Origin of the sequence: Actinospineispora eucalypti, from assembly GCF_039543365.1 — a bacterium.
GTDB classification, from domain to species: domain Bacteria; phylum Actinomycetota; class Actinomycetes; order Mycobacteriales; family Pseudonocardiaceae; genus Pseudonocardia; species Pseudonocardia eucalypti.
Genome location: NZ_BAABJP010000020.1, coordinates 16,194 through 35,073 on the forward strand (window position 1 = coordinate 16,194; position 18,880 = coordinate 35,073).

Sequence of the window (18,880 nt, forward strand, 5' to 3'; positions counted from 1 at the left end):
AACAACGATGTCCCCTGCCACCAGCCCGGTCACCGCCGCCGCCATCCAGTTCGACCCCAGGGTGGGCGTGGCCAACAAGGACGCGAACCTGAAGCGGACCCTCGAGCTGGTCAACGAGGCCGCCGACCGGGGCGCCACCCTGGTCGTGCTGCCCGAGCTGGCCAACACCGGCTACGCCTTCGAGACCCGGGAGGAGGCGTACGCGCACGCCGAGCGGGTGCCCGAAGGGCCGACCACCGACGCCTGGGTGGCGCTCGCCCGCGAGCGGGGCATCCACCTGGTCGGCGGGCTGACCGAGTGCGACGGCGTCCGGCTGTTCGACACCGCCGTGCTCATCGGGCCGGACGGGTTCATCGGCAAGTACCGCAAGACCCACCTGTGGAACCGGGAGAAGCTGTACTTCACGCCCGGGGACCTCGGCTTCCCGGTGTTCGACACCCGGATCGGGCGGATCGGCCTGCTCATCTGCTGGGACATCTGGTTCCCCGAGACCGCCCGGCTGCTGGCCGTGCAGGGGGCGGACGTCATCTGCAGCGCGAACAACTGGGTGTGGACCCCGCCGCCGCTGTTCGACGACGCCGGCCGGTGCATGGCCGCCTACCTGACGATGACCGCCTCCCACGTGAGCAACGTCGCGTTCGTGGCCGCCGACCGGGTCGGCGAGGAGCGGGGCGGCAAGTTCCTCGGCTGCTCACTGATCACCGGCACCAACGGCTGGCCGGTCGGCGGGATCGCCCCCGCCGAGGGCGAGACCATCGTCTACGGCGACCTGGACCTGGTCGCGGCGCGCTCGGCCCTGGTGTGGAACGAGCTGAACGACCTGGCCCGGGACCGCCGCACCGACCTCTACGATCCGCTGCTCGGCTACCGGGGCGGCTCGGCGCTGCCCCGCTGATGGACACCCGGACCGAGGGCCGGGAACGACTCTGGTTGACCGGCCTCGCCCTGATCGGCGCGGTCACCCTGGCGGCCACCGGGCTGTCGGCACTGGCCGGCCGGCTGCCGCACCTGATACCGGCCTACCCGGACTGGCAGGCGGGCGCGTACCGGGATCTCCCGTACTTCCTGTGGTGGTGGATCGGCGACACCACCGAGGCCCAGTTCTACAAGTCCGGGCTCGGCGGGGTTTGCATGCTGGCCGGTGGCTGGCTGGCCCACGCCGCCTGGAAACGCGGCCGCCGCTGGGCGGGCTTCCCGATCAGCTACGGCTCCGGGCTGTGGCCCTGGCTGGTCGGTTCGGCGCTGCTGGGGCTGCTGCTCTCCGACGCCGCCTGGGGCTGGACCGTGCCGGCCACCGGCGCCTGGCAGCCCACGTTCGTGCCGTTCGTCTCGGTCCCGCCGGCCGTGGTGCTGGTGTACGGCGCGGGTTGGGCGGTGGCCGCCACCGGCGCGGTGCTCGGGGCGGTGCTCACCACCCCGGTGGCGCTGCTCGTGGTCAACTTCTTCTGCCTGCCGCTGGGCGTGCCCTCGGTGGTGGGCAACGTGACCGGGATGTGGGTGGGCGCGCTGATCGCCTTCCTGGTGTGCCGGCACCTGCCCTGGATGCCGCGTCCCCTGCCCGCGCCGGAAGCCGCGACGCCGGCGGTGAAACAGGGGCCGGGCTGGGTGGTCCGGCGAACGCTGGCCGACTTCACCGAGCCGCAGTTCTACGGCAACGAGCTGGCGTCGATCGGGTTGATCAGCGGCACCGTGCTGACCTACCTGCTCAACCCGTCCACCCCGGTCTACGGGTCCGGCGCGCTGCCCTCGGTGCTGGTGGCGCAGGTGATCGCCGGCACGGTCGGCGTGCTGGTGTACCGGCGCCGCTGGGCGGAGGCGGGCTGGTACCCGACCTTCGTGCCGGTGGTGTCCGTGGCCCCGGCCGTCGCGCTGGCCTACGGCTCCAACCCGGTGGCGCTCGTTGCCGGCGCGGTGCTCGGCGCGCTCGCCGGGCCGCCGCTGGCCGCGTGGATCTCCCGGCGCCTGCCGGCCGACTTCCACCCGTTCATCGGGAACGTGGTCTCCATGGCCGCGTGCTCCCTGGTCATCGTCCCGCTGGTCGGCCTCCTGTGAAAGGACCCTCGATGCAACTGATCCACTTCGGCCCGCTGAGCGCGCAGATCCGGGACGGTGACGGGCCGCCGCTGGTCCTGCTGCCCGGCGTCATGGCCGACGCGGCGACCTGGCGGCCGGTGGTCGACCACCTCACCCGGCCCAACCCGGTGATCGTGGTCGACCGGCGCGGCCGGGCGGCCAGTGCCCCGCTCGGCCCGGACTACTCGGTGCGCACCGAGATCGACGACCTCCACTGGGTGCTGGACGGCCTGGGCGAGCCGGTGGACCTGTTCGGCTGGAGCTACGGCGCCCTGATCGCGGTCTCGGCTTCCGTGGAGCGGGCGGCGCCTCGCTCGCTCACCCTGTACGAACCGGTCAGCCGCCCGTTCGCCCCCGAGGCCCTGGACCCGCTGCGGGCGGCCATCCGGTCCGGCGACCTGGACCGGGCGGTGGAGATCGTGAACATCACCGTGTCCGGGTTCACACCGGAGTACGTGGCCGCGCTGCGCGCCGACCCGGTGTGGCCGGTGCTGCGGCGCCTGGCCGGGCCGCTGGCCGAGGAGCTGGCCGCGATCGACAACTTCGCTCCCGCGTTCGACCGGTACCGCGAGATCTCCTGCCCGGTCACCCTGCTGCTCGGCGAGCTGAACGAGCACCGGCCGCCCTACGGCACGGCGTTCGCCCCGTTCGCCCGCGCGCTGCCGGATGCGCGCGTGGACCGGCTGGCCGGGCAGGGTCACCTGGCCCACGCCCAGGCGCCACAGCTGCTGGCCAAGCACATCGAGGATGCGCTCGCCGCCGACTGAGCTGATACTGTCGGTCATAGCGTCCGGACAGATTGTCCAGCCAGTTCTTGGAGCAGCCATGACCGCCACCGCGCCGGCCAGTTCACATGTGGTGTTCACCGACGAGCACGAGGCCCTGCGCGCCGCCATCCGCGCCTTCGTGGAGCGCGAGATAGTGCCGCACGTCGCCGAGTGGGAGGAGCGCACCTTCCCGGACTCGATCGTCCGGCGGATGGGTGAGCTGGGCTTTCTCGGGCTGTCGGTGCCGGAGCAGTACGGCGGCCAGGGTGGCGACTACTTCACCAACCTGGTGCTGGCCGAGGAGATCGCCCGGGGCGGCAGCGGCGGGTTCCTGATGGGCCTGTCCGTGCACACCGACATGGTGATGCCGCCCATCCTGGAGTTCGGCACCGAGGAGCAGAAGCAGCGCTGGGTGCGCCCCGGAGTGGCCGGCGAGAAGATCTACTCACTGGGCATCACCGAGCCGGACGCCGGCTCGGACGTGGCCTCGATCAAGACCAGGGCGGTGCGCCACGACGGCGGCTGGCTGATCAACGGGTCCAAGACCTTCATCACCAATGGCCACCGCAACGACATGATCGTGCTGGTCACCAAGACCGACCCGGACTCCGGCCACCACGGGTTCACCCTGTTCCTGGTGCCGATGTCCACGCCCGGGGTGACCCGGCAGCAGAAGCTGCGCAAGATGGGCATGCACGCCTCGGACACCGCGCTGCTGTCCTTCGACGACGTGTGGCTGGACGACTCGGCGGTGCTCGGCACGGTGGGCAAGGGCTTCGAGCACATCATGTGGGAGCTGCAGGCCGAGCGGCTGATCGGCGCGGCCGGCTGCCTGGCCTACGGGCAGTACGCGTTCGACAAGACGCTGCGGTACGCCCGCGAGCGGCACACCTTCGGCCGGCCGCTGGGCCAGCACCAGGCGATCCGGCACAAGTTCGCCGCGATGGCCACCCGGCTGGCCGGCGCCCGCGCGCTGATCTACCAGACCGCCCGGTCCTACGCGGCCGGCGAATACCCGGTGCGGGAGATCTCCATGGCCAAGCTGCTGGCCACGCAGACCGCGTGGGAGGTGGCCGACGAGTGCGTGCAGATCCACGGCGGCGCGGGCTACATGGACGAGTACGACGTGTCCCGGGTGCTCCGGGACATCCGCCTCTACCGCATCGGCGCCGGGGCGGATGAGATCATGCTCGATGTGATCGGCAAATCGTACGGGTTCTGACGCCGTGCCCTCCGTTACCCGCAAGTCCCAGGGGGGTCGCGCCGAGCGGCGCGACCAGATCCGCGCGCGGCTGCTCACCGCCGTGGAGTCGCTGCTGGCCGAGGGCGAGAGCTTCACCGAGCTGTCGGTGGAGCGCCTGGTCTCGCTGGCCGGGGTGTCCCGGTCCACGTTCTACGTGTACTTCGAGGACAAGGGCGAGCTCATCCAGGGCTGGCTGGCGGACATCATCTCCGAGCTGGACCTGGCCGCGCAGACCTGGTGGTCGCTGGGCTCCGAGCGAGGGGCGGTGACCTGGGAGGAGCTGCGCGCCGCGCTGGACCAGGTGGTGGAGGTCTACCGGCCGCACACCACACTGATGGCCGCCGCCTTCGACGCCGCCGCCTACGACCCCGGCGTGCGCGAGCAGGTGGAAACCATGATGGAGCGCAACATCGCCGGCCTGCGCAAACACATCAAGGCCGGCCAGTCCGGCGGCTGGGTGGACCAGAAGTTGCTACCCGCGCAAACCGCCGCCTGGCTGCAGTGGATGGCCGAGCGCGGCCTGCACCGACTAATCCGCGACGCCACCACCGAGGACCTGAAAGACCTGGTAGACGCCTACACCACCATCATCTGGAACACCCTCTACGCCTCCGCCGCCCGCTAAGTTCCACCCATCAGGTCGCCCGCACGCACGGTTTGGGAGCCATGCGAGCGGCCCTCAGCCGGCTCGGCACGGTGATCGAAACCCGCGCGAGTAGATGCTGGCGGACCTCTCCGCCTGATGACGATCGAGTTCATCATCACTGCCGTTACCCGCAGGTAAAAGGGCAATGATGATGATGTCGATCATCTGTGGGCTATCCGGACAGGCGCTGGGTGGCGCGTTTGACCAGGGCGAACTTTTGGACTTTGCCGGTGGGGGTGGTGGGGAGTTCCTCGGCGGTCAGGAAGAGCACGTGCTTGGGCACTTTGAAGCGGGCCAGCTTCGACTTGCACAGCTCGAGCAGCTCCGCCACGGTCACGTTCGACCCGGGTTCCGGGACCACCCAGGCGCAGCCGACTTCGCCCCAGCGGTCGTCCGGCACGCCGATCGCGAACGCCTGGCTGACGCCGGGGTGCGCGCAGAGCAGCTCCTCCACCTCCTTGGGCATGACCAGCTCGCCGCCGCTCTTGTACAGCTCCTTGCTGCGGCCGGTGATCTGCAGATATCCGTCGGAGCGCACCCGGCCGAGGTCGCCCGAGCGCAGCCATTCGCCGCGCAGCGCGGCGGCCGATTCCTCGGGCTTCTCCCAGAAGCCGAGCATGGTGTTCGGGCCGCGCGAGCACAGCTCCCCCTCGGTGCCCGGCGGCAGGTCCGCCCCGGTCACCGGGTCGATGGTCTTGTACTCGCACAGCGCGCCGCCGGCTTCGGGCAACCCGGCCGCGCCGGCCATCTTCACCGCGCCCACCGTGCCCGAGTGCAGGTCCAGGGTGTCCTCCGGGCGGCTGAGCGTCATCGCGCCGCCCGCCTCGGTCATGCCGTAGCCGGTGGTGATCTCGTCGATGCCGAGGTCGGAGCGCACCCGCTCCCACAGCCAGCGCGGCGCCGGCGCGGCGCCGGACAGGATGCCGAACACCGAGGACAGGTCGTGCTCCGTGCGCGCCGGGTGTTCCAGCAGCGCCACCGTCATGGTGGGCACGCAGAGGATGTCGGTGGCCCGGTGCCGGGCGATGCCGGCGAAGTAGCGGGCCGGGTCGAACGCGGTCTGCGGCACGATCGCCCCGCCGACGAACAGCGCGGCCAGCAACCCCTCCACGTAGCCGAACATGTGGTAGCAGGGCAGCGAGAACAGGATCCGCCGGCCGTCCTCGAACGCCCTGGTCAGCGCCGAGGCGTAGCCGGTGCGGAGTACCGCGTCGTGGGTCACCATGACGCCCTTGGGCGAGCCGGTGGTGCCCGAGGTGTACAGGATGTCGCCCACGTCGTCGGGCCGGTGTGCCGCCGCCGAGGCCGCCCCGGGGTTGGCCGCGCCCAGGCGAGTCAGCGAGGCGATGTCCGGCACGCCGTCCCGCGTCCGGCCGTCGGTGGACAGCAGCGCGACCTTGCGCAGCTCGGGCAACGCCTCGGTCGGTCCCGCTGACCACCCGGGTGCGATCTCGTCCAGCATGGCCAGGTAGTCCAGGCCGGCGAACCCCGTCATAGTGATCAACATCGCGCACCGAGACTGGGCCAGCACGTAGGCCAGCTCGTCCCGCCGGTACAGGTAGTTGAACGGGATGGCCACCGCGCCGGCTGCCGCTATGGCGAACTTCACCGGCACGAACTCCAGGTAGTTGGCCATCACCACGCCCACCCGGTCACCCGGGCGCACCCCGGCGGCGGCCAGCCCGTCGGCCAGTTTGCCCGCCCACTCGGCCGCTTCCGCGTAGCTCAGCGCACGGTCGTCGGTGAGCACCAGCGGCCGGTCGCCGTACCGCCGCCCCGCCTCGCGCAGCGCCTGGTCCAGCGTGCGCGGCCGCCAGGTCGGGTGATCGGCCAGCAGCGTCTCCCGGCGCTGTTCGGTGCTCGAGCGGGTCATCGTGCCTCGTCTCGCCAGCGGTTGTGGGAGGGGTCGACCAGCTGCTCCAGCCGTTCGGCGGGCAGCCAGACCAGCGACTCCAGCTGCAGCGCGTCCAGGAAGGCGACGCGCCCGCTGTTCAGGTCCTCCAGGCGGAGCCTCGGGCCGTTGGCGGTGTGGTCGACGCTCACCGACACCGCGGCGAACTCGCTGGCCACGGTGCCGATCGGATCTTCTCGGGAGGCCATTTCAGATGAGGAAGGACAGCGTGTAGAGGGCGCGGTCCCGGTCTACCAGGCTCACCTTCTTGACCGCCATCCGCAGCTCTCCGTCGACCTGCCGCAGCCGGTACTCGGCGCGGCCGGCCCACAGCTGGGTGCCCCGCTCGCGCGACTCCACGGCCAGGAAGTTGGCGCCGACGCATTGGTCACCGGAATCCTCCCCGAGCAGCTCGATGTTGCTGATCATCCGGCGCACGCTGGACGGCGGTGTCTGGGAGTGCCGCTTGCCGCTCTTGAGCTGGGCCACCCGCAGCGCGATGCGGGAGCGGTTGTCGTAGGCGATGGACACCTGGGTGTCCGGGTCCTCCGCCGAGCTGCCCCCGGCGGGGATCCAGTACAGCCCGTCGTCGGTCCACAGCGACTCCCAGCCGTCGTAGTCGTGCTCGTCGGCCAGGCGGGCCTCGCGGTACAGGAACTGCGCGACGTCGGTCAGCCCGGTCACCGGTTCATCAGCCCCAGGTAGTGCTGCCAGATCGCGCGCAGCGGGACCTCGTCGGTGGCGTAGCCGATGGTGTGGCCGCGCGCGTCGACGCGCTCCCGGTGCATGCCCCGGCTGATGGTCAGCCACTCCGGATGACGGGCCTGCACGCCGCGCTGGTTGCGCTCGTACATCTCCGAGTCGTCGGCGAGCAGGAAGCCGGCCGGGCCGACCGAGCCGAGCGTCTGGCGCAGCATGCGCTCGTTCAGCTGCGGCGCGCCGGCGAACTGCAACGCGGTGACGTGCTGGACCGTCTGGTCCACGGCCAGCGGCTGGATGACGAACAGCTGGATCTCCGCGATGAACAGGTTCGGCCAGATCATCACGTGCGGGGAGCCGTCGATCAGCGACGTCTCGGCCGACTCGCCGTACGCCTTCCGCAGGTCGCTGACGTACTCGGGCATCCGGTCGGCGGTGGTGCCGAACCAGCCCATCGGCACGCCCAGGCGGCGGAACTCCGGGCGCAGGTCGTTCTCCGTGTGCCCGTTGCCCAGGTCCCGGCTGACCGCCGCCGACTTGTCGCTGTACAGGTCGCCGATGCCGCTCTTGGCCACCTCGAAGATCGACGCGTGCACGAACTGCGGGTGGTAGCCGTCCGTCTCGTTCTCCACCAGCATCTTCCAGTTGGCCTTCACCTTGTGCTTGAGCCAACCGGCGGTGAGCCGGACCTCGCCCTCCGGGGACAGCGCTACCAGCCGGTCGATGGCCTCCGCCGCGTCGCCCAGGTGCTCGCGCAGGGTGGGGCCGTCCGGGGCGAAGCTGCCGAACACGAAACCGCGGTACGACTCGGTGCGGGTGACCCGGCCCAGCCCCAGCTCCTTCTTCTTCTCCTTGCCCCCGTAGCCCTGCATGAACGGGTAGCCGAGCAGGTCGCCGTTGTTGCTGAAGGTCCACCCGTGGTACTGGCAGCGCAGCGCGTTGGAGTTGCCGCGCTCGGCGTCGCACACCAGGTTCGCCCGGTGGCTGCACCGGTTGAGCAGCAGGTGCACCTGGCCGGTCCGGTCCCTGGTCATGATCACCGACTGCGGGCCGATGCTCTTGACCACGTAGTCGCCTCGCTGGGCGATCTCGCTCTCGTGGCCGACGTAGACCCAGCCGGTGTACCAGATCCGCTCCAGCTCCTCGGCGAAGATCTCCGGGTCGGTGTACAGCGACCCGTGTACCCGGTCCGGCCTGATCAGCTCCGCGTACCGGGACGGGTTGGCGGTGACGGTCATGCCCTCGACCTCCACTTACGGCAAAATCGGACACCGTGTCTGGACACTATGTTAGACGACATGTCGCGGACCCCGCCACTCCATATCGCGGATTCACACACGCCATATCGCGGTTTCCGCCAGGCCGTGTCGCGGACGTGCGCAGCCAATGACCGGGGGCAGCCGGGCTCGACCCTGGCGGAATGCGCGACATGGGGTGCTGGAATCCGCGACATGGATTAGGCGCCTAGGCCCATGCCGCCGGAGACGCCGAAGGCTTCGCCGGTTACGTAGGCGGATTCGGGGCTCGCCAGGAAGGCGGCGGCGGCGGCCAGCTCCTCGGGGGTAGCCAGGCGGGCGAGCTGGGTGCCGGCGATCATGGCGGCGATCTGGCGGTCGCCGACCTCGCCCTGGGCGCGGACCTTGTCCAGCAGCGGGGTATCGGTGGGGCCGGCGACCAGGGCGTTCGCCGTGATGGCGAAGCGGCCGTTCTCCCGGGCGATGGACTTCATGAACCCGATGCCGGCGGCCTTGGTCGCGGCGTAGACCGCGTTGCCCTTGGAGCCGATCCGGCCGGCCTCCGAGGACACCGTGATGATCCGGCCGTACTTCGCCCGCTGCATCGCGGGCAGCACCGCCTGGGTACAGGCGAACACGCCTTCCAGGTTCACCGCGAGCATCCGCCGCCACTGCTCGGGCGTGACGTCGGTGAACCAGGCGAACGAGTCGTACCCGGCGTTGTTCACCAGGATCTGGAAGCTCCGGTCGCCGCCGAGGGCGGCTTGCACGGCGGCCGGGTCGGCCACGTCGCAGCGCACCGCCTCGCCGCCGATCTCCCCCGCCACCTCGCGCGCCGGTTCCAGGTCCAGGTCCAGCACCGTCACGTGCGCGCCCTCGGCACCCAGCCGGCGGGCGATGGCCGCCCCGATGCCCCGCCCGCCGCCGGTGACCACGGCCCGCTGGCCGTTCAGCCGGTCCACCTCAGCGCCCGGTGAAGCGGGGGCGGCGGTGCTCGATCACGGCGGCGAGGCCCTCCCGCGCGTCGGCGGTGCCGGACAGCTCGGAGACCGTGCGCGCCTCGTCCGGCAAGCCGGACTCCACCGACCGGCCGACGCCATCCCAGAGCAGGCGCTTGCTGGCCGCCAGCGCGCGCGGGGCGCCGGAGGCGAGCTTGGCGACCAGCCTGTCCGCCGTGTCGGCCAGCGCGTCGTCCGGGACCACGGTGTTCACCAGTCCCAGGTCGCGCGCTTCGGCGGCGCTCAGCGTGGGGTTGGTGAGCACCAGCTCCATGGCCTTGCGCATGCCGACCAGCCGGGGCAGCGTCACCGACACGCCGGCGTCCGGGGCCATGCCCACCCTGGTCGCGCCGGGCAGGAACTTGGCCGATTCGGCGGCCACCACCAGGTCGGCCGCGCAGACCAGCCCGAAGCCGCCGCCACCGGCGGCGAACCCGTGCACCGCGGCGACCACCGGGGCGTGCAGCCGGATCAGCGCGGTCACCGAGATCTGCAGCCACGAGGTGGCCTCGCGCAGGTAGTCCGGCAACGCCTCGCCCTTGGCCGCGAAGTCCTTGATGTCCCCGCCGGCGCAGAAGTTGGGACCGGCGCCGCGCAGCAACAGCGCGCGCAACCTCGGCTCGCCGTGGCAGCGCATCAGCGCGTCGTACAGCGCGCGCAGGAACGGCACGCTCATCCCGTTCGACGCCTCGGGCCGGTTCAGCGTGAGCCGGCCGACACCGTCGTCCTCCAGGTCCAGCAGCACCATGCCGCTGTCGATCAGTTTCTCGGTCATGACCGCCCTCATCTGTGCACACTGTCTGGACATAGTGTCCAGGTAGGTGACGCGCGGCGCAACCGGCGATGTGAGACTCTGCGCGGGTGAGCGGCCCCGAAGCCCGGCGCCTGACGGTGGTGATCGTGGACGATCACGACCTGTTCGCGCAGGGGCTGGCGCTGCTGTTGGAGAGCAAGGCCGGTGACCGGTTCAAGGTCGGCGGCCTGACCACCCGGGTAGAAGAGGCCGCCGACCTGGTCGAGGCCAGCGCGGCCGACCTGGCCCTGATCGACCTGGCAATGCCGCCGCTGGGCGGCGCCGCCGCGATCCGCCAGGTCAAGCGGCGCCGGCCGTGCACCAAGGTGATCGCCCTCTCCGGGTCGGAGGACCTCACGCTGGCCGAACGCGCACTGCGCGCCGGTGCCGACGGCTACCTGCCCAAATCGGCCGACCCGGACGTCCTGCTCGCGCCGCTGCTCACCGTGGCCGCCGGACTGCGCGTGATGCCGGGCGCACTGCTGGACGCGCTTCTCGCGTCGGCCCGCAAGCCCCCGGACGAACTGCTGGAGCGCCTGGACGACCAGGACCGGGCACTGTGGATCCTGATCGCCCGGGGCATGGAGACCGCCGACATCGCCACCCAGCTGTTGGTCTCCGAGCGCACCGCCAAGCGCCTGGTCGCCGCGCTGCTGCACAAGCTCGGCGTGCCCAACCGGATCGAGGCCGCCGGCCTGGCCGGCCACTACGGCCTGCTCGACGACGCCCAGGCGCACTGAGTAATTCGGAGTTCCACGCCGGCTCGGCGTCGGTGTGGGCTCAGAGATCGGCTTGGACGGGGCCGCACGTGCGGCGACCGCAAGCCCGAAGTGACTGAACCAGCCTGCTGAAACCACTGAACCAGCCTGCTGAAACCACTGAATCACGCTGCTGAAACCACTGAATCGGGATGGTAGGGTTTCAGAAATTGGGAAGGGTGTCTCATATTGTGGGAAGTGATGAGGTAAATCCGGCCTGGCGGCGGAATTTGTTCGTCTGTTTCGGCGGGTCGGTTACGACGATCGTGGCGATGACCCTGCTCATCCCTTACCTGCCGATCTACATCCGTGAGCTGGGGGTCACCGATCCCCGGGCGGTGGCGCAGTGGTCCGGCGTCACGTTTGGCGCGACGTTCCTCATGGCGGCGCTCACCGCGCCGCTGTGGGGCGCCCTGGGCGACCGCTACGGCCGCAAGTCCATGCTGATCAGGGCCAGCGCCGGGATGACCGTGGCGATGTCCCTGACCGGCCTGGTGCAGAACGTGTGGCAGCTGCTCGCGCTGCGCCTGCTGGTCGGGCTGCTCGGCGGGTACACCTCGGGCTCGACCGTGCTGGTGGCCACGCAGACGCCGAAGAACCGGTCGGCGTGGGCGCTGGGCGTGCTTTCCTCCGGCATCATGGCGGGCAGCGTGATCGGGCCGCTGCTCGGCGGGATCGCCCCGGACCTGATCGGAATCCGGGCGACCTTCTTCCTCTCCGGCGCGACGATCTTCTGCGCGTTCCTGGCCACCACGTTCCTGATCAAGGAGCGGCGGCCGGCTCGCGCCCCGGCGGCCGAGCCGGGCCAACCGAAGCGGCGCACGGCGTGGTCGGGCGTGACCCACCCGTGGCGGCTGGCCGCCCTGCTGACCACCGCGATGCTGCTCATGTTCGCCACCATGTCGGTGGAGCCGATCATCACGGTGTACGTCACGCAGCTCGCCCCGGGCACCACGGCCGTGGCCACCATCGCCGGCGTGGTGATGGCGGCCGGCGCGCTGGGCACCATCGTGTCCGCGCCCCGGCTGGGCAAGCTGGCCGACCGGATCGGCCACCCGCCGGTGATCTGCGGCTGCCTGCTGGTCGCGGCCGCGCTGCTCACCCTCCAGGCCGCCGCGCAGAACAACCTCCAGCTCGGGCTGCTGCGCTTCCTGATGGGGCTGAGCCTGGGCGGGCTGCTGCCCGCGATCACCGCGTCCATCCGGCACAACGTGGGCGCCGACGGCGCCGGGCAGATCCTCGGCTACTCGATCAGCGCGCAGTACGTGGGCCAGGTGGCCGGGCCGACCACCGGTGGGTTCGTCGGCGGCCACTTCGGCATGCCGGCGGTGTTCCTGTCCACCAGCTTCCTGCTGGTGGTCGGGGCGGCGCTCACCTGGTGGACCCGCGGGCGGGTCCCCAGCGCGGAACGCGCTGGCTGAGCGCGCGCCCAGTTAGGCGCGCGCGGGTCCCCAGGTAAGCCCCTACCAAACTCAGGCGCTGGCCAGCTCGCGGTGCTTGGCCAGGTCCTCGTCTCCGAACTTGTCCTCCAGCTCCATCGGCGAGTAGTCCTCGTCGATTTCCAACACGGGGCGGCCGCGGGCGCCCTGGATGGACTCCAGCCGGCGGGTGAGCTTGTCGGTGGCGTACTGCAGCATCTCGGCCTGGTCGATTCCGAACGGCATCTCCCGGCCCTCGAACCGGTTGTAGATCTCGTTGGTCAGGTCCAGTGCCGGCTGCATCAGCTTGCCCATCTGCTGCTCGACCACGGTCCAGTTGGCGTCATCGGCGGCCACGTGCCGGCGGCAGGTGAAGGTGCCCCAGGCCATGTGGCGGCGCTCGTCGTCACCGATGTGCTTGATCAGCTTCTGCATGCCGGGGAGGATGTTGCGGCTGTTGCACACCTTCGCCCAGGCGAAGTAGCCGGTCAGCGCCAGGCAGCCCTCCACGATGTGGTTGTAGGTCACCGAGGCGCGTACCTGCGCGGCCGGCGACGGGTCGTCCATCAGCGCGTACATCGCCTTCGGCTGCTCGACCTGGAAGATGATCGCGTAGGCCGGCCCGTAGTCGGCGTACTCGTGCAGGTCGCCGTCCAGCCCCATCGCGTCGAACCACATCCGGAAGCCCATCATGTGCTTGGCCTCCTCGAACGCGAACTGGGCCAGGTAGGCCTCGTCCGCCAGCCGCCCCTCGGCCGCCATGGCCTGCATGAACGGCTGGATGTCCTGGGTCACCGACTCCTCGCCGGCCATGAACCGCGCGGCCAGCGACGCGGTGATCAGCTGTTCGTCGTCGGTCATCGCCGCGAAGTCCTCGGCGTCCTGGCTGAAGTCGATGTCCTCGGGGTTCCAGAACTTCTTGTTCCCCTTGCGGAACAGCTTCATCGGGAAGGATTCCATGCGCAGCCCGCCGGTACACAGGCTGCCGTAGCCGGTGCGCTTGTTGTGCTCGATGATCCTGTCGATCGCCATTGGGGTGTACTCCTCGCTGAATACGGCTCGTATGAACGGCGCTGTTCGGGCATGAATCTCCAGCTGTGCCGATCATCACAAATGGGCGGTCACCATGCCTAGGACCGCGCGCGCCAGGGTTGGCCCGCACGGGCCAATGAAGGGAGGGCCCATGTGGCCACCGTCGGGACTGGCGGAGCTGCTCGACCCCCGGGAGCAACGGGCCGTGGTAGTGGTCCGGATCGCGGTCGTGCTGTCCTGGGGAACCCTGCTGCTCACCCAGGAACAGCTGGCCGCCGGCAACCGCGGCCTGGCCTGGACGCTGTTCGGGACCTGCGCCTGCTACAGCGTGGTGCTGGCGTTGCTGCTGGTGCGCTGGCACTGGTCGCCTCCGACCTGGTCGATCTCGCTCATGGACTCGGTGCTCACTCTGTTCGGCTGCGCGCTGTTCGGCGGGCCGGACACGCTGCTGGTCGCGGTGCTGCCGCTGATCGTCATCGCCGCCGGGCTGGGCGGCCGCCAGGGTTACCCGGTCGCGGTCGGCCTCGGCCTCGGCTACACGGGTGCGGTGCTGGTCTCCCCCGGCGCGATGTCGCTGTCCGAGCGGCTGCTGCACGGCGGCTGGTGGATCGGCTACCTGGTGGCCACCGCCGTGCTGGTGCAGGTGTTCACCCAGCTCCTGCAGCGCCAGTACGACGCCGCGGTGAGCTCCCGAGCCGAGGCCATCGCCGAGCACGAGGCGCTGCTGGAGGAGCGGGACCTGCGGGAACGGCTGCACGAGTCGCAGCAGGCCCGGCAGGACGGGCTGCGGGTGATCCTGCACGAGTTCCGCACCCCGGTGGCCTCGCTGACCGCGCTGAGCCGCGACCTGGAGTCGGGGGCGCTGGCCGAGCCGGCCGGGGCCACCGCGCTCACCCTGGTGCGGGCGCACGCCGAGCACCTGCGGGACATGCTGGAGAACCTGGCCGACCTGGCCCTGGCCGACGGTTCGCCGGTGGGCCGGCCCCGGGAGCGTGACGTGCCGTTGGCCGAGCTGGCCGAGGCGGTGCTGGACGCCGCCGCGATCCCCGCCGAGCGGCGGGCCAGCACCGTGGAACCCCCCGGCGCCGCGGTGTGGAGCGACCCGCAGCTGCTGCGCCGGGTGCTCACCAACCTGGCCGAGAACGCCGCGCGGCACAGCACCAGCGGCCCGGTCGAGCTGCACCTGGCCGGGCAGCCGGACCGGCTGGTCGCCGAGGTGCGCGACCGGGGACCCGGGCTGCCCCCGGAACAGCTGGGCCAGGTGTCCCGCAAGTACGTCAGCCACGGCGACCGGCGGGGCACCGCCGGGCTGGGGCTGTGGATCGTGGCGCAGCTGGTGGGCAGCGTGCAGGGACAGCTCACCCTGTCGGCCCGCGACGGCGGCGGGCTGGTCGCCCGCCTGGAGATCCCGTTACATACTCGCGGCTGACCAGCACGTTCGGTTCACCACTGCGCGGCGCGGTGGTGCCGCGGGGTTCAAAGAGCTCGGACGGCGGAGCTGGGTGGCCGCAGCTCGAGTACGGCCTGTTGCGTTGGTCGAGACTCCGGGTCGGCCCGGTGCCGATTCCATGGTCAACTCATCGTGCGAGACGTTCTACGAGTGGGAAACGTCTGTGAGGATGAATTGATCACTAGCTGCGCTGGACCCGTCGGTCGGGTCAGGGGCGGCACCAGGTGACTTCGGCGGAGTGGCTGTGTGGTGTTTCCGGGGTGGAGGTGATCGTCGTTGCTGGCGGTTGGGCCGCGAAAATCGCGGCTGCACCGCCACAGCCAGCGATCATGCCCGGTGACACGCGCTCAGGCGGCCTCGGACCTACCGCCCGGTGAAGCGGGGCGAGCGGCGCTCGGCGAACGCGGCCAGGCCCTCCCGGCCGTCCGAGGTCGCGCCGCAGTCCACGATCGCCGCGCGCTCGGCCTCCAGCTGCTCCCGGTAGGTGTTCCCGCCCGACTCCCGCAGCAGCCGCTTCATCCGGCCGAAGGCGTAGGTCGGCCCCTCGACCAGCTCGCGGGCCACCGCCAGCGCGTGGGTGGCCAGCTCATCGGCCGGCACCACGCGGGTGACCAGTCCCCAGTCCAGCGCCTCGGCGGCGTCCAGCACCCGGCCGCCGAGCAGCAGCTCCTGCGCCCGGCGCAGCCCCACCAGCCGCGGCAGGTGCCACGAGCTGCCGCCGTCACCGGACAGCGCCAGCCGGGCGAATCCGGTGGCGATGCGCAGGTCGTCGCCGGCGATGGCCAGGTCGGCACACCAGAACAGCCCCAACCCGCCGCCGGCCACCGCGCCCCGCGCGGCGGTGACCACCGGGACCGGCAGCTCGGCCAGCCGGGCCAGCGCGCCGTGGAAGCGGGTGATCATGTCGTCCAGCTCGGCGGACAGCCGGTCCAGCTGGCCGGCCAGGTGGTCCACGTCCCCGCCGACGGTGAACGCCGGGCCTTCGGCCTCGATCAGGACCGCGCGCACGTCGCCGCCGTCGGTGGCCGCCACCAGCTGGTCCATCCGCTCGGCGATCCCGCCGGCCATCGCCATGTCGATCGCGTTGCGCCGGTCCGGGCGGGTGAGCCGCAGCCGCGCCAGCCCGTCGGCGATCTCCAGCACGGTCCGGTCGCTCACGGGGTTTCCTCCAGGGCGGCCACCCAGAGGGCGGTGTCGGTGAACTGGCGCAGCTCGCCGAGCCGGTCGCCGCGCGCGGTCCAGAGGTGCGCGAACGGCGCCTCGAAGGCCTTCCCGGTGGCCCGCCCCCGACCCCGGTAGGTGCCGAGAACCAGCAGCTCGGCGTCCCCGCAGGGTACCCACCGCTCCGGCTCGGCGCGGACCGCCCACCGCGCTCCGATCGCCCACCACCCGCGCTCGATGCACTCCTGCGGGCCGACGTGGGTGCCGCCGATCGGGGCGGGCAGCCCGGGGCTGAAATGACCCTGGAAATCGGGGCTGAGCAGGGTCGTCAGCGTGTCCCGGTCCCCGGCGGCCAGCGCGGGGTAGACCCGCTCCGCCAGGCCGCGCACAGCGTTGCTGGACATCATGTCCATGCACTCTGTCCGAGCACGGTGGCGGCGTCAAGCCGAACCCGGCCGAGATCACTCGGCGCGCCGGGGTGGCCACCCGGCCGTTCCGCTACCCGCGCACACTAGATTTACCCGCATGGACTACGAGGCCGCGTACGCCAAGTTCTTCACCACCGCGCCGGAAGGCACCAAGACCCCGGCCGCGGTAAGTGAGGGCGGACCGGCCCGCCAGCTGCGGGACGCGCTGGAACCGCTGGCCATGCACTCGGTGTGGTCCCGCGAGGTGAACGACGCGCTGGCCAAGTACGAGATCGACATGTTCGGCGGCTACATCTACGGCCGGGGGGTCGCGCTCGGCGACGTGACGGCCCCCGTAGTCACCGCCGCGCTCGCCGTGTTCTCCCCCGACTTCGTGGAGGCCCGCTGGACCGACGCGCGGTCCAAGCTGGAGCGCGACCAGTTCATCAAGCTGCGCGACGAGGGCACCGCGATCAGCCTGCGCAAGGTGCTGGGCGACATCACCACCGAGGCCGAGGTCGACCGGGTCGCCGAGTTGCTCGAGCGGGCCGCGGACGCGGCGGACGGCGGCGGGCGGCCGGTCTTCGCCGCGCTGCGCGACATGCCCCGGCTGACCGACCCTTACGCGCGGCTGTGGCGCGCGGCCGAGCTGGTCCGCGAGCACCGGGGCGGCGGCCACCACGCCACCTGGGTGGCCCTCGGCCTGACCGCCCCCGAGATCAACATCCTGACCGAGCTGTGGCTGGACTACCCGCTGGGCCGGTACAGCAACCTGCACGCCTGGGCGCAGCCGGACAACGAGGCCGCGATCAAGCAGCTCACCGTGGCCGGGCACATCGCCAGCTGGGAGCTCACCGACTCGGGCCGCGAGTTCCGCACCATGATCGAGCAGCGCACCGACGCCGCCCAGGGCACCCTGCTGGCGGCCCTGGGCGACCAGTTCGAGCCGGTGCTGGAGCAGGTCTCCTCCTGGTCCAGCCGGTGCGTCGCCGCCGGCCTCTACCCGTTCGACCCCCGCAAGCGCGCCGCCGGCTAGGCGAACCAGTCGCGCAGGTGTTTGGCCACGGCTTCCGGCTGGTCCTCGGACAGGTAGGTGTACGAGTCCGGCACCCGGACCAGCTCGGCGTTGGGCAGCCGGGCCGTGTAGCGCTGCGCGTGGGCGACCGGGAACACGTGGTCCTCCTCCGCCCAGAGCAGCAGCACCGGCCGGTCGAACCGCCGCACCAGCTCCTCCGCCGCCGCCCGGCTGTACCGGGCGGAGACCGCGCCGATCGCCTTCCGCCCGTCGTGCCTGATCTCCGCGCGGTCCAGCACCGGCCGCAGGTAGCTCCACATCGCGGGCGCCTCGATCGGGTACTTGGCCAGCCAGCCGTAGGTGTTGCGCCAGCGCCAGGTGCGGGGCAGGCGCAGCACCTGGTAGAGCGCGCGGTAGCTGGCCGGGTGCGCGGCGGTGGCCTTCAACAGGCCGAAACCGCCGGGCGTCGGCGGCCAGGTGCACTCCGGCGTCTCGCAGGTGGCCAGCACCAGCCGGGCCAGCCGTTCCGGGTGCCACGCGGCGACCAGCTGGCTGTAGGCGCCGCCGGAGTCGTTGCCGAACAGCGTGACCTCGTCCAGGTCGAGCGCCTCGAGCAGCTCGGCGATCATTCCGGCGATGCCCGGCGGGGAAAGGTCCGCGTCCCGGTTCACCGGGACGACGTGTGAACCCAGTGGCAGGTCCGGCGTGATGCACCGGTGCTCGGCGCGCAGCAGCGGCACCAGCTTGCGCCAGATGTTGGCGTTCACCAGGTAGCCGTGCGCGAACACCAGCACCGGCAGGCCGTCGCCACCGGTGTCGTGGAACCGCAGCGGTCCGCTGGACAGAGTGACCGAGCGGGGCCGCCCGAGACGATCGTCCCGCCACGTCGACGCGTTCCTCATCGGGCTGCCCTCTCCTGCTGGATGCTGAGCCTGGTCAGGGTGGCGAACAGGGCGGTGATCGCGACCAGCAGCACCGCCTCCACCGGGCCGACGAAGGCCGGCTGGGCGTCCCGGATGTCGGCCAGGTGCGAGACGGCGTGGAAGCCGTTCCACAGCCCGGCGACGGCCAGCGCGGGGGTGCGCCAGGACGGCAGCCGGTCCGCGATCACCAGGCCCAGCCCGAAGGTGGCCGAGCAGGCGGCGAAGTCGTGCACCAGGTGCTCGTTGGTCGGGCCGAAGTTGGCCAGGACCAGGCTGAACGACACCGGGTGCGCGGCGGCCCACGCGGCGAGCACCAGGTACAGCCCGCCGAGGCCGCGCAGCGCGAACCGCCAACCGAGTGGGCTCATGCG

General features: G+C 71.4%; 20 protein-coding genes. 9 read left to right on the top strand and 11 right to left on the bottom strand.

Features of this window, described 5'->3' with window-relative positions; all coding sequences use genetic code 11:
- Positions 1–7: 7 nt before the first annotated feature.
- The 5 genes from ABEB12_RS20665 to ABEB12_RS20685 are packed head-to-tail and all read left to right on the top strand — an operon-like array spanning position 8 to position 4,708.
- The gene (locus ABEB12_RS20665) at positions 8–895 is read left to right on the top strand and encodes a nitrilase-related carbon-nitrogen hydrolase (protein ID WP_185060460.1); all 888 of its coding nucleotides are present in this window, start codon (positions 8–10) and stop codon (positions 893–895) included.
- Positions 895–2,052, top strand: a complete 1,158-nt coding sequence (locus ABEB12_RS20670) for a hypothetical protein (RefSeq protein WP_185060459.1) — start codon at positions 895–897, stop codon at positions 2,050–2,052. The genes ABEB12_RS20665 and ABEB12_RS20670 overlap by 1 nt, the downstream gene beginning before the upstream one ends.
- 11 nt (positions 2,053–2,063) lie before the next feature.
- Positions 2,064–2,840 (top strand): alpha/beta fold hydrolase, encoded by a 777-nt coding sequence (locus ABEB12_RS20675; RefSeq protein WP_185060458.1) that lies wholly within the window; start codon positions 2,064–2,066, stop codon positions 2,838–2,840.
- 58 nt (positions 2,841–2,898) lie between these two features.
- Positions 2,899–4,062, top strand: a complete 1,164-nt coding sequence (locus ABEB12_RS20680) for an acyl-CoA dehydrogenase family protein (protein WP_185060457.1) — start codon at positions 2,899–2,901, stop codon at positions 4,060–4,062.
- A 4-nt stretch (positions 4,063–4,066) separates the two neighbouring features.
- Entirely contained in the window at positions 4,067–4,708 is a 642-nt protein-coding gene (locus ABEB12_RS20685; RefSeq protein ID WP_185060456.1) for a TetR family transcriptional regulator, read from the top strand.
- A 193-nt stretch (positions 4,709–4,901) separates the two neighbouring features.
- Here ABEB12_RS20685 and ABEB12_RS20690 read toward each other — a convergent pair whose 3' ends face one another.
- From ABEB12_RS20690 to ABEB12_RS20715, 6 genes are all read right to left on the bottom strand, one after another.
- A complete protein-coding gene (locus ABEB12_RS20690) occupies positions 4,902–6,602 on the bottom strand; it encodes an AMP-binding protein (RefSeq protein ID WP_185060455.1) in 1,701 nt (566 codons plus the stop codon).
- On the bottom strand, positions 6,599–6,829 hold the full coding sequence (locus ABEB12_RS20695; RefSeq protein WP_185060454.1) for a hypothetical protein: 231 nt from the start codon (positions 6,827–6,829) through the stop codon (positions 6,599–6,601). Before ABEB12_RS20695 ends, ABEB12_RS20690 begins: the two co-directional genes overlap by 4 nt.
- Position 6,830: 1 nt before the next feature.
- A complete protein-coding gene (locus ABEB12_RS20700) occupies positions 6,831–7,304 on the bottom strand; it encodes an aromatic-ring-hydroxylating dioxygenase subunit beta (protein WP_345702992.1) in 474 nt (157 codons plus the stop codon).
- Complete coding sequence (locus ABEB12_RS20705) at positions 7,301–8,557, bottom strand: Rieske 2Fe-2S domain-containing protein (protein ID WP_185060453.1); 1,257 nt, start codon at positions 8,555–8,557, stop codon at positions 7,301–7,303. The genes ABEB12_RS20700 and ABEB12_RS20705 overlap by 4 nt, the downstream gene beginning before the upstream one ends.
- Positions 8,558–8,775: 218 nt before the next feature.
- On the bottom strand, positions 8,776–9,516 hold the full coding sequence (locus tag ABEB12_RS20710; RefSeq protein ID WP_185060452.1) for an SDR family oxidoreductase: 741 nt from the start codon (positions 9,514–9,516) through the stop codon (positions 8,776–8,778).
- Between the two features lies 1 nt (position 9,517).
- Positions 9,518–10,327: an enoyl-CoA hydratase-related protein gene (locus ABEB12_RS20715; protein ID WP_185060451.1), complete on the bottom strand. Its 810-nt coding sequence runs from the start codon at positions 10,325–10,327 to the stop codon at positions 9,518–9,520.
- An 86-nt stretch (positions 10,328–10,413) separates the two neighbouring features.
- Here ABEB12_RS20715 and ABEB12_RS20720 point away from each other — a divergent pair, with 86 nt between their 5' ends.
- Positions 10,414–11,085, top strand: coding sequence for a response regulator (locus tag ABEB12_RS20720; protein ID WP_185060450.1), 672 nt, complete (start codon positions 10,414–10,416; stop codon positions 11,083–11,085).
- Positions 11,086–11,255: 170 nt separating this feature from the next.
- Positions 11,256–12,524 (top strand): MFS transporter, encoded by a 1,269-nt coding sequence (locus ABEB12_RS20725; protein WP_185060449.1) that lies wholly within the window; start codon positions 11,256–11,258, stop codon positions 12,522–12,524.
- A gap of 51 nt (positions 12,525–12,575) precedes the next feature.
- Here the strand turns inward: ABEB12_RS20725 and ABEB12_RS20730 are convergent, their stop codons facing one another.
- A complete protein-coding gene (locus ABEB12_RS20730) occupies positions 12,576–13,553 on the bottom strand; it encodes a R2-like ligand-binding oxidase (RefSeq protein ID WP_185060448.1) in 978 nt (325 codons plus the stop codon).
- Between the two features lie 151 nt (positions 13,554–13,704).
- Here ABEB12_RS20730 and ABEB12_RS20735 point away from each other — a divergent pair, with 151 nt between their 5' ends.
- Positions 13,705–14,982: a sensor histidine kinase gene (locus tag ABEB12_RS20735; RefSeq protein WP_345702993.1), complete on the top strand. Its 1,278-nt coding sequence runs from the start codon at positions 13,705–13,707 to the stop codon at positions 14,980–14,982.
- Between the two features lie 384 nt (positions 14,983–15,366).
- Here ABEB12_RS20735 and ABEB12_RS20740 read toward each other — a convergent pair whose 3' ends face one another.
- Both ABEB12_RS20740 and ABEB12_RS20745 read right to left on the bottom strand, forming a co-directional pair.
- A complete protein-coding gene (locus tag ABEB12_RS20740; RefSeq protein ID WP_185060446.1) occupies positions 15,367–16,161 on the bottom strand; it encodes an enoyl-CoA hydratase-related protein in 795 nt (264 codons plus the stop codon).
- Positions 16,158–16,568, bottom strand: coding sequence for a nuclear transport factor 2 family protein (locus ABEB12_RS20745; RefSeq protein ID WP_345702994.1), 411 nt, complete (start codon positions 16,566–16,568; stop codon positions 16,158–16,160). Before ABEB12_RS20745 ends, ABEB12_RS20740 begins: the two co-directional genes overlap by 4 nt.
- A gap of 121 nt (positions 16,569–16,689) precedes the next feature.
- Between ABEB12_RS20745 and ABEB12_RS20750 the strand changes: the two genes are divergently transcribed.
- Entirely contained in the window at positions 16,690–17,607 is a 918-nt protein-coding gene (locus tag ABEB12_RS20750; RefSeq protein WP_185060444.1) for an SCO6745 family protein, read from the top strand.
- Here ABEB12_RS20750 and ABEB12_RS20755 read toward each other — a convergent pair.
- Both ABEB12_RS20755 and ABEB12_RS20760 read right to left on the bottom strand, forming a co-directional pair.
- Positions 17,604–18,488: an alpha/beta fold hydrolase gene (locus ABEB12_RS20755; RefSeq protein WP_185060443.1), complete on the bottom strand. Its 885-nt coding sequence runs from the start codon at positions 18,486–18,488 to the stop codon at positions 17,604–17,606. The two genes, ABEB12_RS20750 and ABEB12_RS20755, sit on opposite strands and share 4 nt — an antisense overlap.
- A complete protein-coding gene (locus ABEB12_RS20760; RefSeq protein ID WP_185060442.1) occupies positions 18,485–18,877 on the bottom strand; it encodes a hypothetical protein in 393 nt (130 codons plus the stop codon). Before ABEB12_RS20760 ends, ABEB12_RS20755 begins: the two co-directional genes overlap by 4 nt.
- Between the last annotated feature and the right edge of the window lie 3 nt (positions 18,878–18,880).